Source organism: Gemella sp. 27098_8_92 (genome assembly GCF_041433685.1).
Lineage (GTDB): Bacteria > Bacillota > Bacilli > Staphylococcales > Gemellaceae > Gemella.
This window is the reverse complement of sequence record NZ_JAPWBZ010000001.1, coordinates 223,020-238,675: the sequence shown is the minus strand read 5'-3', so window position 1 is coordinate 238,675 and position 15,656 is coordinate 223,020. Positions and strand designations below refer to the sequence as shown.

12 protein-coding genes are annotated in these 15,656 nt (G+C 29.6%); 11 read left to right on the top strand and 1 reads right to left on the bottom strand.

The window, feature by feature from the left end; genetic code table 11:
• Positions 1-7 precede the first annotated feature (7 nt).
• The 4 genes from O3802_RS01235 (at position 8) to brnQ (ending at position 4,492) form a co-directional block, all read left to right on the top strand.
• Positions 8-649 (top strand): amino acid ABC transporter permease, encoded by a 642-nt coding sequence (locus O3802_RS01235; RefSeq protein WP_371457942.1) that lies wholly within the window; start codon positions 8-10, stop codon positions 647-649.
• A 9-nt stretch (positions 650-658) separates the two neighbouring features.
• A complete protein-coding gene (locus O3802_RS01230) occupies positions 659-1,378 on the top strand; it encodes an amino acid ABC transporter ATP-binding protein (protein ID WP_371457941.1) in 720 nt (239 codons plus the stop codon).
• A gap of 255 nt (positions 1,379-1,633) precedes the next feature.
• Positions 1,634-2,935, top strand: coding sequence for an NCS2 family permease (locus O3802_RS01225; RefSeq protein ID WP_371457940.1), 1,302 nt, complete (start codon positions 1,634-1,636; stop codon positions 2,933-2,935).
• Positions 2,936-3,160: 225 nt separating this feature from the next.
• Positions 3,161-4,492, top strand: a complete 1,332-nt coding sequence (gene brnQ / locus O3802_RS01220; protein ID WP_276747938.1) for a branched-chain amino acid transport system II carrier protein — start codon at positions 3,161-3,163, stop codon at positions 4,490-4,492.
• A gap of 84 nt (positions 4,493-4,576) precedes the next feature.
• On the opposite strand, the gene O3802_RS01215 is transcribed toward brnQ, so the two are convergent.
• Positions 4,577-5,752, bottom strand: a complete 1,176-nt coding sequence (locus tag O3802_RS01215) for a class I SAM-dependent methyltransferase (protein WP_371457939.1) — start codon at positions 5,750-5,752, stop codon at positions 4,577-4,579.
• 150 nt (positions 5,753-5,902) lie between these two features.
• Here O3802_RS01215 and O3802_RS01210 point away from each other — a divergent pair, with 150 nt between their 5' ends.
• The 7 genes from O3802_RS01210 to O3802_RS01180 all read left to right on the top strand — a co-directional run bounded on the left by O3802_RS01210 (position 5,903) and on the right by O3802_RS01180 (position 15,604).
• A complete protein-coding gene (locus tag O3802_RS01210; RefSeq protein WP_371457937.1) occupies positions 5,903-7,417 on the top strand; it encodes a UDP-N-acetylmuramoyl-L-alanyl-D-glutamate--2,6-diaminopimelate ligase in 1,515 nt (504 codons plus the stop codon).
• 20 nt (positions 7,418-7,437) lie between these two features.
• Positions 7,438-9,003, top strand: coding sequence for a peptide chain release factor 3 (locus O3802_RS01205; RefSeq protein WP_371457936.1), 1,566 nt, complete (start codon positions 7,438-7,440; stop codon positions 9,001-9,003).
• A 176-nt stretch (positions 9,004-9,179) separates the two neighbouring features.
• The gene (locus O3802_RS01200) at positions 9,180-9,611 is read left to right on the top strand and encodes a GtrA family protein (protein ID WP_281666272.1); all 432 of its coding nucleotides are present in this window, start codon (positions 9,180-9,182) and stop codon (positions 9,609-9,611) included.
• Between the two features lie 3 nt (positions 9,612-9,614).
• Positions 9,615-10,448, top strand: a complete 834-nt coding sequence (locus O3802_RS01195; RefSeq protein WP_371457935.1) for a Cof-type HAD-IIB family hydrolase — start codon at positions 9,615-9,617, stop codon at positions 10,446-10,448.
• A 123-nt stretch (positions 10,449-10,571) separates the two neighbouring features.
• Positions 10,572-12,866, top strand: a complete 2,295-nt coding sequence (gene secD / locus O3802_RS01190; RefSeq protein WP_371457934.1) for a protein translocase subunit SecD — start codon at positions 10,572-10,574, stop codon at positions 12,864-12,866.
• 145 nt (positions 12,867-13,011) lie between these two features.
• Complete coding sequence (locus tag O3802_RS01185; protein WP_371457933.1) at positions 13,012-14,322, top strand: isochorismatase family protein; 1,311 nt, start codon at positions 13,012-13,014, stop codon at positions 14,320-14,322.
• Positions 14,323-14,440: 118 nt separating this feature from the next.
• The gene (locus O3802_RS01180; RefSeq protein WP_371457932.1) at positions 14,441-15,604 is read left to right on the top strand and encodes an ATP-grasp domain-containing protein; all 1,164 of its coding nucleotides are present in this window, start codon (positions 14,441-14,443) and stop codon (positions 15,602-15,604) included.
• Positions 15,605-15,656: the final 52 nt, after the last annotated feature.

Here is a 15,656-nt window from a genome sequence, read left to right as displayed (position 1 = left end):
AAATAAAATGTTTGATTTTCTTCCAAAGTATTATACAACTTATATAGACGCAACAGTAACAACGTTAAAAGTATCACTTATTGCGTTATTAATAGGATTGGTACTAGGAATAGCAATTTGTTTAGCTAAAATAAGTACAATAAAAATTTTAAATATATTAGCAACAATCTATGTTGAGATAATCAGAAATACTCCAATATTAGTACAAATTATGATTATATATTTTGCACTTCCGGAAGTAGGAATATCGTTTACTCCTTTTATGTCAGCAATAATTGCTTTATCTATTAATTCAGGGGCTTATGTGAGTGAAATTTTCCGTTCTGGGATACTAGCTATAGACAAAGGTCAGATGGAAGCTGGGCGTTCTTTAGGGCTTAGTTATTTCCAAACAATGAAATTTATTATTTTGCCACAAGCATTAAAAAATAGCCTACCAGCTTTAGGTAATGAGTTTATATCATTAGTAAAAGAATCATCAATAGTATACTTTGTTGGGGTAGCAGATATAATGTTTGCAGCTAATACTGTTAAAAATGCAACATATGAAACTTTTGGACCATATTTAATAGCTGCAGCAATATATTTTATAATTACATCAGTATTATCGTTCCTAGTAAAAAGACTAGAAAAAAAATTAGCAAAGTAGGTGACGTAATTGTTATTAGAAATAAAAAATTTACATAAAAAATTTGGAAAATTAGAAGTATTAAATGGTGTAAATATTAGTGTAGAAAAAGGGGAGAAAATTGTGATATTGGGTTCTAGTGGTAGTGGAAAAAGTACGGCATTACGTTGTGTAAACTTACTGGAAACGCCTACTAGTGGACAAATATTATATAATGGTGAAGATATTACTAAGCAAAATATCAATAAATATAGAAAAAAAGTTGGAATGGTTTTCCAAAACTTTAATCTATTTCCAAATATGAGTGTCTTAGAAAATATTACGTTAGCACCGAAAACTTTTGGGGAAGATACTGCTGAAAATATAGAGAAAAAAGCAGTGGAATTATTAAAGAGGGTTGGACTTGAAGATAAAAAAGATGTTTATCCAAATAGCCTTTCGGGTGGTCAAAAACAACGTGTTGCAATAGCACGTGCATTAGCTAACTCACCAGAAGTACTATTATTTGACGAACCTACTAGTGCTTTAGATCCAGAAATGGTGAAAGAAGTACTAGATGTAATTAAAGAACTATCTGAAGAAGGATTAACAATGTTAATAGTTACTCATGAAATGAACTTTGCAAAAGAAGTTGCTGATAAAGTAATCTTTATGGATGGGGGAGTAGTTTTAGAAGAAGGAACACCATCAGAGATATTCGATAATCCAAAAGAGGATAGAACTAAAGAATTCTTTTCAAAAATTTTATAAGTTGTTAGTTAATATTTTGCAAGAAACTAAATGTAAAGTTAAAATTTAAAGTTCGTGAAACAACCTTGTTTATAGAAATACAAGGTTGTTTTTTTATGTTTTACAACTAAAATAACTTTTATTTAGTTGATGAGCAGTAGAATTCCACAAAAAAATGAACGTTAAAATTTAATGTCTTGACATAATAAAGAAAAAGGTATATTATGGTGTAGTTGGAAAAGGAAATAAAATATAAATAAGGAGAAAATTCTAATTATGATAGAACGTCTTTTTAAATTAAGGGAAAATAATACAAACGTTAAAACTGAAGTAGTTTCAGGTTTGATCACATTTTTCTCAATGAGTTATATTTTAGTAGTAAATCCAGCTGTATTATCAGCAGCAGGTATTCCATTAGATAGAGTGTTTACAGCAACAATTATTGCAGTTTTAGTTGGTACTTTAATTATGGCATTAGCAGCAAATTATCCAATAGTAGTTGCACCTGGTATGGGAATAAACTCGTATTTTGCAACATTAGCTGCTACATCAGGTTATAACTATAAAACTTTATTAGCAACGTGTTTTTTAGGTGCTGTTATTTTTGTAATATTATCAGCAACAAAATTCCGCGAAATTTTAATCGATTCAATTCCCAATAATTTAAGATATGGAATTTCGGCTGCAATTGGGTTATTTATCGCATTTTTAGGACTTAAAAACTCTGCATTAATCGTAGCAAACCCACATACGATTCTTTCATTAGGTGATTTAAAAAATCCAGTTGCTTATATGACAATTTTAGGTATCTTTATAATCCTTGTTCTATTAGCTTTAGAGGTGAAAGGTGCTATCTTCATAGGTATGGTGGTAGTCGCTATTATTTCATACTTTACAGGAATGTTAAAAGTTGATAAAATTTTTGGTATTCCTCATATGGATTTAAGCTTATTATATAATCCAGTTAGTGAGAGTATTAACGTATTACAATTAGGGTTATATGGAATAGTCTTTACATTTTTAATGGTAACACTATTTGATACTACGGGTACAATGGTCGCGGTAACTACACAAGCAGGTTTAGTAAAAAATGGAAAAATGGAAAAAGTAAAAGAAGCATTATTAGCTGATTCATTTGCATCATTAGCAGGATCATTATTCGGAAGTACACCAACTTCAGCATATATAGAATCTTCTGCAGGAGTTGCAAACGGAGGACGTACAGGACTTACAGCATTGACGACAAGTTTCTTTGTAGTAATCTCAATCTTTTTATTCCCATTAGCAAGTAGCTTAGCTTCAGTACCAGCAATTACATCTCCTGCATTAATTATTATTGGATCATTTATGATGGAAAGTATTGCTAAAATTGATTGGTCAGATATAACAGAAGCCTTTCCAGCATTTGTAACTATTATTGGTATTCCATTAACAGGTTCTATCAATGATGGTATTGCATTTGGATTTATATTCTACGTTATTCTAAAAGTATCAAAAAGACAATGGAAAGATATTCATCCATTGATGTATATTTTTGCAATATTATTTGTTATCCAATTATTGTGGTTGCATATATAATGGTTTTAAAACTCACTTTTTTAGGTGAGTTTTATTTTTTGAAAAAGAACAGACTAATACTCTAATTTTATTAAGGATTACAATTTTTAATTTAAATATATTTTTTGAAGAATTAAGAGAAAAATAAAGATTTAATACTATTTAAATAAAAAAATATTGCTATTGCAGTCGAAATATAGTAATATAGTAAGCATAATTATTTTATATGAAAGGAAAATATTTTATATGAAAAAAGGTTTATTAACCGGATTGTTATTATTTGGTATATTTTTTGGCGCAGGTAATTTAATTTTTCCACCAGCGCTAGGAGTAAATTCTGGTGAAAATTTTTGGCCAGCAATTTTAGGATTTGTTGTTTCAGGAGTTGGTATTGCAATTGTAACATTAATCGTGGGGACTCTAAATCCAAAAGGATATGGAGCAGAATTAGACGAAAAGATCTCGCCACTATATTCAACTACATATTTAGTATTATTGTATTTATCTATTGGTCCATTATTCGCAATTCCGAGAACTGCAGCGACATCATTTGATATTGGAGTAGCACCATTAGTAAAAGGAAGTAGTTTACCATGGTTATTAATTTTCACAGTTATTTATTTTGCTTGTGCATTTATTCTTGCGATTAATCCTAGTAAAATATTAGACCGTGTAGGGAAAATTTTAACTCCAATTTTTGCGTTACTAATTGTAATTTTAGTTATATTAGGAGTGTCTAAGTTTGATGCTACTAATACAGCTGCAAAAACTTATGCAACAAGTTCAGTAGCTTTCGGTACAGGATTTATCGAAGGATATAATACACTTGATGCATTAGCGTCAGTAGCTTTTTGTATTATTGCAATGAGTGCTTTAAAACAACTTGGTTTTAAAGATAAAAAAGAATTTTTAGCAAGTACATGGGTGGCTGGGATTGTAACTGCAATCGGATTCAGTATTTTATATATCGGTCTTGGACTTTTAGGTAACAAATTTGCAGTACCAGCAGAAGTTTTAGCGGATCCAAAAGTTAATAAAGGAGCGTATGTTCTTACAGAATCAGCACGTGGAGTATTTGGTAACTTTGGTGGAATCTTCTTAGGAGTTATGGTTATCCTTACATGTTTTACAACTACAGTAGGACTAATCGTAGCAACATCAGAATTTTTCAATAAAAAATTCCCACAATTTTCTTATAAAGCATATGCTATTGTTTTCACATTAGTTGGATTTGCTATAGCAAATATTGGACTTCAAGATGTAATTAAATTCTCAGTTCCAATGTTATTATTCTTATACCCAATCACAGTAGCATTAGTAATTATTGTTATTGTTAATAAGTATGTAGCATTATCGAAATTAGGTATGCAACTTGCTATGGGAGTAGTTACTCTAATTTCTATATTATCAGTAATTGGAAGCACATTTAAAGTAGCAGCGATAGCTGAATTAATAGCTAAATTACCGTTAGCAGCCCAAAGTTTAGAATGGTTAATACCAGCATTAGTATTTATTGCTCTAGCAGCAGTATTACCTAATAGACAAAAAGGAAAAGTTTACGATTTTAGTGAACTGTAAAACAAAATCACCTGTTGATAGATTATATCGCAGGTGATTTTTTATACGTAAAAATAGTTAATTTCGTATTACAAAATTTCGGGATTATTCTTTTGAATTAATTAATTTTTTTACTTCATCTAGCAAGAACATTTTAATATTCAAAGATTCTACAAAGCTCTCTAGAGAGACTAGTTTTTCAAAATTAATTTTATCTGTTGTTTTGTAAGCTCTAATAAGTTGATTTTTTGGTGTGTTTTCTTCTGAAATAAATTCAACGATATCTGATTTATAACCAAATACTTCTAACACCTCACTACGAATAGAATCAGTAAGAAGGGTAGAAAATTTTTCTTTTATAATACCATGCTTTAGCATAAATGGAATAAAGGTCGAATCTAGTTGACTATTTACTTCCTTTTGACAGCATGGAACGGCAAAAAATACTTTTGCATTCCAACCTAGGGATTTTAGTAAGGCGATGTCTGTAGCCGTATTACATGCATGAAGACTGATAACCATATCTATTTTATTTTTGTTTTCATAGTCGATGATATCTCCATAAATAAACTCTAGGTTATTAAAATTAAGTTTTTTGGCAATGTTATTACAATTTTCAATGACCTCTTTTTTCAAATCAATACCAATAATTTTGACATTTAATTTAAGAATTTCTGTTAGATAATAATACGCGGAAAAAGTCAAGTAACTCTTGCCACTACCAAAGTCCAAAATCGTAATTTGATTTTTAGTATCAAGCTGAGTTGTTGCATGCTTAATAAATTCCAAATATTTGTTAATTTGTCTAAATTTATTAAAGCGTGCTTTTAATATTTTTCCTTCTTTATTTTGAATACCTAATTCAATTAGAAAATCATACTTTTGTTTTTCATCTAGGAAGTATTCTTTACTAGTATTATGCTCAAAAGATATATTTTTTTTCTCTGTTTTCTTTTTATTTATACTAACTTTAAACTTTTTAGAAATCTTTATATTGATGATTCCGTCACTGGTAATAACACTAATATCTTTTGCAAGAGAAAATAATTCTTCGAGCATAATTTTTATTTTATCTGTATCTGCTGTAATGATGTTTTCATGTTTTATTATACGCTTATAACGATATTCAAATTGTATATTAATATTGTTTTTTATATTAACAAGTTTTGCAATAACTTTATCAAGTTCTAATTCTTTATTACGAATATTAGAAAAGGTTATTTTGGAAAGATTATTATTTTTTATATGAGATAATAATTCCGAGATTATTTCGTGATTCATAGTTTCTCCTTGAGAATGTATTAAATATTATTTATATTCCATATTACAATACTTTGTTTTAATTGGCAAATTAAAAAAATAATTAAATCAAACTCTGTTATTCTGTTGAGTATTACATTTATGCGTGGTATAATTTAGTAGTTAGAAAATATGAAAAAGGTAGATAGTATGAATATATTAGATATTATTGATAATATAAAAATAAAAACCATTTATGGGTCATTACCAACTAAAGTAAATAATATTTCTCAAGATTCACGAAAAATTACAAAAGGTGATGTCTTTGTTGCAATTAAGGGCTATACAGTAGACGGCCATAATTATATAGAAAAGGTAATTGCACAAGGAGCTGCCTTAGTAATAGCAAGTCGTTACGAAGATTATAACGTTCAAGATTGTGCCGTTGTTGTTGTAAAAGAGCATGAAGTCGAAAAAATAGCGAGTATGCTTGCAAAAAAAATAAATTCAGGAAACAAGATTCGAACTGTTGCGGTAACGGGAACAAATGGGAAAACTAGTATTTCAACATTAGTACATAATATGTTACGCAAATTAGGAGAAAGTAGTTCTTATATTGGAACAAATGGTTTTGGGAAAAACGATGATGAGCCAATTTATCTAGGAAATACAACTCCCGATGTAGTAACTTTACATAACAAAATAGGTGAATTACGTCATGAAGATATTAAAAATTTAGCATTTGAAGCATCATCACATGCGATGGTATTAGGAAGAATTTATAATGTTGATATAGATGTTGCAATTTTTACTAATCTTACATATGAACACATGGATTTTCATGGTGATATGAAGACTTATGCTTATGATAAGAGCTTATTATTTTCAACATTAGGAAATGATTTTTCTGAGGTTAAGTATGGTGTATTAAATAAAGATGACGAGTACTATAGTGTTATGTCAAAATGTTTATATCATCAAGAAATAAGTTATTCAGTTAAAGATGAAACGGCAGATTTTTATGCATATAATATAAAACAATATAGTGAAAATGGAAGATATAAAACTACATTTACCTTAAAATCACCAGAAGGTGAATACGAGTGTCAGACAAATTATATTGGAGATTTTATGGTAAGTAATGTCCTAGCCGCTCTTATAGCAGTGTGGTTAAAAGGATATTTAGTAGAAAAATTGGTGGGGATTTTGCCAAACTTAGGTGCATTATATGGCCGTATGGAAATTTTAGGTGAAGATTTACCAATTGATATCATAAGTGATTTTGCTCATACACCAGATGGTTATAAAAAATTATTGGAAGCGACTCGTGAGATTAGGAAAAACAAACGTACTCTTTTACTAACTGGAATGGGTGGTGGCCGTGATATTTCTAAAGGACCGTTAATTGGAGAAATTATTTCAGAAGCTGATTATGTGGTTATAACAACAGATAGTCCACGTGATGAAGATGTAGAGGTTCTTATGGGAACAATTGAAAAAGGTATGACTCATAAAAACTATGAAAAAGTATGGTTTAGAACAGATGCAGTAAAAAGGATTATTCAGCTGGCTGAACCAGGAGATGTTGTGATACTTGCCTCAAAAGGTCGCGAAGATTATGAAATTCTTCAAGGTGGCAAGAAGGTTTGGCATTCTGACCCAGTAGTTGCAATAGAAGAAGCTAAAAAGAAATTTAATGTAAAGTAAAAATTTGAAAGGAAAAAGACGTGATAGAAAAGATTAAAGAACAAGTAGAAAAAAGAAGAACGTTTGCGATTATCTCTCACCCTGACGCTGGGAAGACAACATTAACAGAGAAACTATTGCTTTTTGGTGGAGCTATAAGAGAAGCAGGTACAGTAAAGGGGAAAAAGACAGGAAAATATGCAAAAAGTGACTGGATGGATATAGAAAAGCAAAGGGGAATTTCGGTTACTTCTTCTGTAATGCAGTTTGACTATGATAATAAAATCATAAACATACTAGATACACCGGGACACGAGGATTTTTCTGAAGATACATATCGTACACTTATGGCGGTAGATAGCGCGGTGATGGTTATTGATGGAGCTAAAGGGATTGAGGCACAAACTCTAAAATTATTTAAAGTTTGCCGTATGCGTGGTATTCCAATCTTTACATTTATTAATAAACTTGACCGTGAGATAAAAGATCCACTAGAGCTGTTAGAAGAAATTGAAGAAAAGCTAGAAATTGAAACATATCCTATGAATTTACCAGTTGGTATGGGGCAAAACTTCTTTGGGATTATGGATAGAAAAAATCATTATATTGAACCATTTAAAGAAGATAGCGACTTTGTTGAATTAGATGATGAATATAATATTGTGGATGATAACCCAATCGCACAAGATGCAATGTATCAAAAGTGCGTAGAAGATATGATTTTAGTTACAGAAGCGGGTGTTGATTATGATTATGAAAAACAACTTCGTGGAGAACAAACACCAGTATTCTTCGGTTCAGCATTGTCTTCATTTGGCGTAGAAAGTTTCTTAAATTATTATGTAGATAATGCGCCAACTCCAAAAGGTCGTCGTGGCACACATGAGGAAGATATTGAACCAACTGATGCTGAATTTTCAGGATTTATCTTCAAAATTCAAGCTAATATGGATCCAAAACATCGTGATAGAATAGCGTTCTTGCGCGTGTGTTCAGGAGAATTTAATCGTGGAATGGACGTAACTCTTGCACGTACAGGGAAAAAATTAAAAATATCTCGTTCAACAAACTTTATGGCGGACGACAAAGCTACAGTAGATGTTGCTTATGCTGGAGATATTATTGGATTATATGACAGTGGAAATTATAAAATAGGAGATACACTTTATCAAAATAAAAAAGTTGAGTTTGAAGCATTACCATCATTCACACCAGAAATTTTCGTAAAAGTTTCTGCGAAAAATGTTCTTAAACAAAAACACTTCCACAAAGGTGTGGAACAACTTGTTCAAGAAGGTGCAATTCAATATTATAAAACCTTACATACAAATCAAATAATTTTAGGAGCAGTAGGTCAGTTGCAATTTGAAGTATTTGAACATCGTATGAAAAATGAATATAATACAGAAGTAATAATGGAAAGAATAGGACAAAAGACAACTCGTTGGATAGAAAACGAAGATTCAATTAATGAAAATATGTCGAGCTCGCGTAGTATTTTAGTAAAAGATTTATGCGATAATTATGTATTCCTATTCGAAAATGACTTTGCAATGAACTGGTTTAATGATAAATATCCAGAAGTAAAATTATTTAGTAAGTTGTAAAATATAAACTAAAAGTAAAGAAGTTAATATACCTTATGGGGGGTGACTAAATAATCTTGTTTTAGTGGTTATGATTGTTAGTTATCCCTTAATTTTTTTATGTAAAAATTTGAAAAAAACTTATTCTAGGTATATAATAAAGTGTTAGCAAAAATTTTAAATTTAAAGAGGATAGTATGGAAAATTTAATAAAAAGAATGCTGGAACTCTACAAAGAACCAAAATATAAAAGTGTTGTTAATTACATTTTCTTTGGAGTTTGTACAACATTAGTAAACTTTGTGACATATGCGATTTTGTATTATTGTGGTATGAAAGTAATGTCAGCTAATTTAATATCGATAACATTGTCAATTTTATTCGCGTATTTTGTTAATGCAAAATATGTCTTCAACTCAAAAGCTGTAGGATTCAAAAAGGTTTTTTATGAACTTTCAAAATTTTTTACAGCTAGATTAACGACTTTAGTAATTGAAGTGTTTGGGGTTGAATTATTTATTTATGTCGGAATGAATGCTTATTTAGCTAAATTTATTATTCAATTTGTAGTACTTGTTGCTAATTATGTGATTAGTAAATTTTTAGTTTTTACAAAGGAGAAAAAATAATTTATGAAGTGGTTTATTACTGATATGGATGGAACTTTTTTAAATGATAAAAAAGAAGTTGCGCCTAATGCTCAAGATGTAGTAGTAAAACTACAAGATAAAGGTAGTAAGTTTATTATAGCTACTGGAAGACCTGATATTGCAGTTAAACATTATTATTATAATTTAGGTATGAATGATGTAGTTATTTCTAACAATGGTAGTCTAATTAGAAACTTAAAAACAGGAGAGATAGTATATCAAAAAAGTTTTACTATAGAAGAAGTTGAAACGATATACAATATGTTTAAAGAGTTGAATGATGATAGTATAGAATTTCATGTTTATACTCTGAATTATATTTATTGTAATAAGTTATCATTTAGTATGGCACGTATGAAACGTTTAGAAGAAAGTATGCCAGACGAATTGAAGACACCTATGTATATTCATGATGATATTGTAGGAGAAATAAAAAAGAATAAAGAAGACTGTCAAAAAATAATGATGATTGCAAAGGATCATGAGAAAGTTGAAAAATTTTATAAAAAAGTTAATAAAGTATTAGATGTAGATGGAACTTTCTCAGCAACAGATTTTTTCGATATAATGCCAAAGGGCTGTAACAAAGGAACTGCAATAAAAAGGTTAGCACAGTATTATAATTATCCAATAGAAAAATGTGTTGTATTTGGTGATAATTTCAACGATAAAGAAATGTTTGATGTGGCTGGGTGGAGTGTTTGTCCAAATAATGCAAGTGCGACAATTCAAAATATGTGTGATGAAGTTATTGGTAATAACAATGATTTTTCGGTAATAAAGTATGTGGAAGACTACTATAAAAAAATAAAATAAGTACTTGCGAAGTTTGGGAAAATTTGATAAATTAATAGATAGCGTATTAATATACACTAAAAGTAAAGAATAAGAATTATTTATTGTCTAGTGCAATGAAAAATAAAATAAAGGAGAACTTTCATGAGAGGAAGAAGAAATGAGAAGAAAAAATCTAGTAGAATACTAGCCTTTCTATCTTTAGTAGTTATTATTTTAACTTCAATTGGTTTAACGACAAAAACTAATGCACAAAAAGTAAATCTTGGACTAGACCTTCAAGGTGGATTTGAGGTACTGTATCAAGTAGAACCTTTAAGAGATGGTCAAACTATAGATGAAGCAGCGGTTAAAGCAACAGCTGATACAATCAGTAGACGTATTAATATATTAGGTGTAAGTGAACCAGTAATTACAGTAGAATCAGGTAATAGAATTAGGGTAGAGCTTGCCGGAGTCAAAGATCAAGAATCAGCAAGAAAAGTTTTATCTACACAGGCTAATTTAACAATTCGTGATATAGATGACAAGGTACTTTTAGATGGTTCAGACCTTCAGGAGAATGGCGCTTCTCAAGGGTTTGATCAAAATAATAAACCAGATGTCAATCTAAAATTAAAAGATGGAGAAAAATTTGGGAATATTACGTCTGAAATTAGTAAACGAGGTGCAGGTAAAAACCTAATGGTAATTTGGATGGACTTTAACGAAGGTGATTCGTATAAAGCAGAGTCTGCTAAAAGTAGTCCTAAATATATTTCAGCACCACAAGTAACTCAAACTATCAATTCAAAAGATGTTCAAATTACAGGAAACTTTACAGTAAAAGAAGCTAAAGAAATGGCAGCATTACTTAATTCTGGTGCTTTACCAGTTAAACTTACTGAGATCTATTCAAACTCAGTTGGAGCACAGTTTGGAGCAGATGCATTAAACCAAACAGTATTAGCAGGGGTTATTGCACTGGGTATTATCTGCTTATTTATGCTAATAGTTTACCGTGTACCTGGGTTTGTAGCAAGTGTAATGATGGTAGCTTATGTTTATATTACAGTTGTATTCTTTAATATGATTTCAGGTGTTCTTACATTGCCGGGTATTGCAGCCTTAATTCTTGGGGTAGGGATGGCAGTTGATGCTAATATTATTATGTACGAGAGAATTAAAGAAGAAGTTCGTGCTGGGTATCCACTTAAGAAGGCATATCTAGATGGAGCGCGTCAATCACTTTGGACTATTTTTGACTCTCAATTTACAACAGTGATAGCAGCTATAGTATTGTTTATCTTTGGTACAAGTAGTGTTAAAGGTTTTGCAACAATGTTATTACTATCAATTTTAGTCAGCTTTATAACGTCAGTATTTGGTACAAGATTACTATTAAGTTTATTAGTAAATTCTAATATCTTTAATAATAAACCAGAATATTTTGGAGTTAATAAAAAATCAATTCATGAATCTAAATTTGGAATTAATTCATTAAACTTAAGTACAAAATTTGAATGGTTAAGTTTTACAAAGAATATGAAGAAATTCTTCGCATTTAGTATAGCAATTATGATTGCAGGGACAATCTCGTTAGGAATGTTTAAACTTAACTTAGGAATTGATTTTTCTAGTGGTACGCGTATTGATATAGCATCAAACACGGAGTTAACAACTGAACAAGTAAAACAAGATTTATCATCATTAGGTGTAAAAGATGAAAAAATTGTTTTAACGCCAGATAAAAAACAGGCAACAGTTCATTCTAAAGATAGTTTTGCACAAGATAAATCAATAGAAATTAAAGAATATTTCTCTAAAAAATATAATAAAGATGCTAACTTGAGCGTGGTATCACCAGTAATAGGAAAAGAACTTGCAAAAAATGCATTATTTGCATTGATGTATGCTTCAATTGGTATTATTCTTTATGTGGCGTTTAGGTTCGAATGGCGTATGGGACTTACTAGTGTTATAGCTCTTCTACATGACGTTGCGGTGATTATTTTTATAACAAGTATTTTACGTTTAGAAGTTGATATTACATTTATTGCAGCAGTTCTGACAATTGTCGGGTATTCTATTAATGATACAATCGTTACATTTGATAGGATTCGAGAACATATGCGCCACGAAAAAGTATTAACATCAAAAGAACAAATTTATAAACTTGTTGATGTATCATTACGTCAAACATTGACCCGTTCTATTAATACAGTATTAACTGTTATTATTACGGTTATAGTTATGTTATTAGTAGGAAGTAATTCAATTTATACATTTAATGTAGCATTACTTATTGGGCTTATATTTGGTCTTTACTCATCTCTATTTATCGCTGCACAATTATGGGCAGTGTTGAAAGTTAGAGAGTTAAATAAAAAAGGTAAAATAGAAGTATCAGTTCGCAAATCTCCAAAAGAGAGAAAAGAAAATGATAAAGTATTAGTATAATAAAAAAATCTGAAGTTAGAATTTTTTCTATCTTCAGATTTTTAATTTGTTTAAAGTAAGTATTAGTTAAATATGTTAGAGTGGATAAGAAAAATTAAATATGATATAATTTAAAAGTAATTTTAATAAGGAGAATAGTTTATAAATGGAAATGTTATTTAAACTATTGACTGAACATGTATATTTGATATTGTTTATATCAATGATTTTAGAATTTGCAGCTTTGCCGCTTCCAGGTGAAACAATGATGCTTCTTGCTGGTATTATGGCTTATGGAGGACATGCAAGTTATTTAGGAATGATATTAGCAAGTGCATTAGGGACAATAATAGGAATGCAGCTATCTTACGAAGTGGGACGTCGATTAGGAGTTAAAGCTATAGAAAAATATGGTTCATATATAGGGCTTACACCTTATAGAATGACAAAAGCATCAGAATTTTTTAATAAATATGGGAATATTGTAATAATAATCGCGTATTATTTACCTGGAGTTCGTCATATATTAGGATATTTTTCTGGGATAACAAAAGTTGATGCTAAAAGATTCCATATCTATTCTACCTTTGGAGGAATTGCTTGGGTAGGAACATTCACTACTTTAGGTTACGTTTTAGGGCCTAGTGCCAAACCTGTATTTCATTTAATGCACAAATATGGAACATTAGCAATGCTATTTGGATTAGCTGGATTATTTATATATTTAATTTATAAAAAATTGGGTACTAGAGAATTTACGACATTTATTAAAAAAAGAGTATTAATTTTTATTCTGCCTATTATTTTTTCGATAGCAGTAATAATTTATAAATTTTCGACTACACCAATGCTTCACCCCAAATTTATTACGGATGTTTTATTTTACTTGGCAATAATATTATTAGTGATTTCATTTTTATGTTATTTAAGAATTACATTGAAAAATAATACTACAAAAAAATTGTTAGTGGTAGTAGATTATCAAAAAGATTTTGTTGATGGCTCACTAACAGTCGAGCGTGCAAGGGAATTAGAAAAAGTTATTGTTGCTAAAATAGAAAAATATAGACAAGATAACCAAGATATAATGTTTACAAAAGATACGCATTATACTAACTATTTAACTACAAGAGAAGGTCGATATATCCCAATAGAACATTGTATAATTGATACAGAAGGACATGGGTTATATGGTGAAGTAGCAAAATATGAAAAATATGCTAAGAAGGTTTTCAATAAAACATCTTTTGGTAGCATTGATTTAGCAAAATATATAAGTCGTAGTGATTATGAGGAAGTTGAGTTTTGCGGTGTTGTATCGAATATTTGCGTATTAAGTAATATCATTATGACTCAAACATATAATGAAAAAGTAGAAATTAAAGTAGATCTAAATGCAACTAAAGGTATGGATGATGAAATTGATAGTACACTTAAAAAATATTTAGAACAACTTACAGTAAGAGTAAAAGAATAAAAGAAGGCTTTGGATTATTCCAAAGCCTTTTAATATACGTTTTTCATAAAATATATAGAAAAATTTTATCTTTTATGTTAGAATAATAACAAAATTAGAAGGGTAGGATGAAAAAATTATGAATTATTTATTAGTATCTCCGAACTTTCCAATAAGTCAAGAGTTCTTTGCGAAGGGATTAAAAGAAAAAGGTATTAATGTATTAGGAGTGGGCTCAGAAAGCTATGATGCATTAAGTCAAACATTAAAGGATAACTTGGTAGAATACTTTAGAGTTAATGACTTAGAAGATTATGAAGAAGTCTTTCGAGCAGTTGCATTTTTAACATACAAACATGGGAAAATAGATAGAATAGAATCTAACAATGAATATTGGCTTGAACTAGATGCTAGGTTACGCGAAGATTTTAATGTTTATGGAGTTAAACCTAAACAGTTAGAACTTACGAAATATAAATCAAAAATGAAGACTATGTTTAAAGAAGCAGGGGCGAGAGTAGCCAAGGGTTATGCTGCTAACAATAAAGAAGAATTAAATGGTATTCTGAAAAAATTGGAATTACCACTTATTGCTAAGCCAGATAATGGTGTAGGTTCTGCCAATACATACAAATTATTAACTCAAAGAGATGTAGAAGAGTTTATTAATGAATGGAATGAAAAGGTAAGTTATTTTTTTGAAGAATTTGTGGAAAATGGCGTTCTTTGTACATATGATGGGTTAATTAATCAACATGGAGATATTGTATTTGAGACAAGTTTTATTTATACACAACCTACACTTGACTTGGTCAATAATGGATTGGATTATGCAAATATTATTGAACCCAATATTGATCCAAAGTTAAAAGAATTAGGTCAACGGATAGTTTATAAATTTGGTATGAGAGAAAGATTTTTCCATATAGAGTTCTTTAGACTTCCGGACGGTGAGTATATCGCTCTTGAATATAATAATCGTATTGCTGGTGGAACATGTATAGATTTATACAATTATTCTTATAATATTTCTTTATATGAAATTTATGCTGATGTAGCATTGGATAAAAAAATAAAAGATATTGTAACAAATAAATATACACTATCATTGTCAAGACGTAATAGATATCAATATAAAAATTCGCTTGAAGATATTAAAGCTAAATATTCTTATAGTATTCGAATGATAACAACAGTTCCAGAAGTTTTTTCAGCAGCAATGGGAAATACTATAATAATTATATCTGTTGAAAATAAAGAGCAAATTACAGAAGTGATGAATTATGTTCATGAAAAAATATAAGAAATATATTAGTATTATACCTTAATAAAATCAAATTATAGAAAGAGGATGA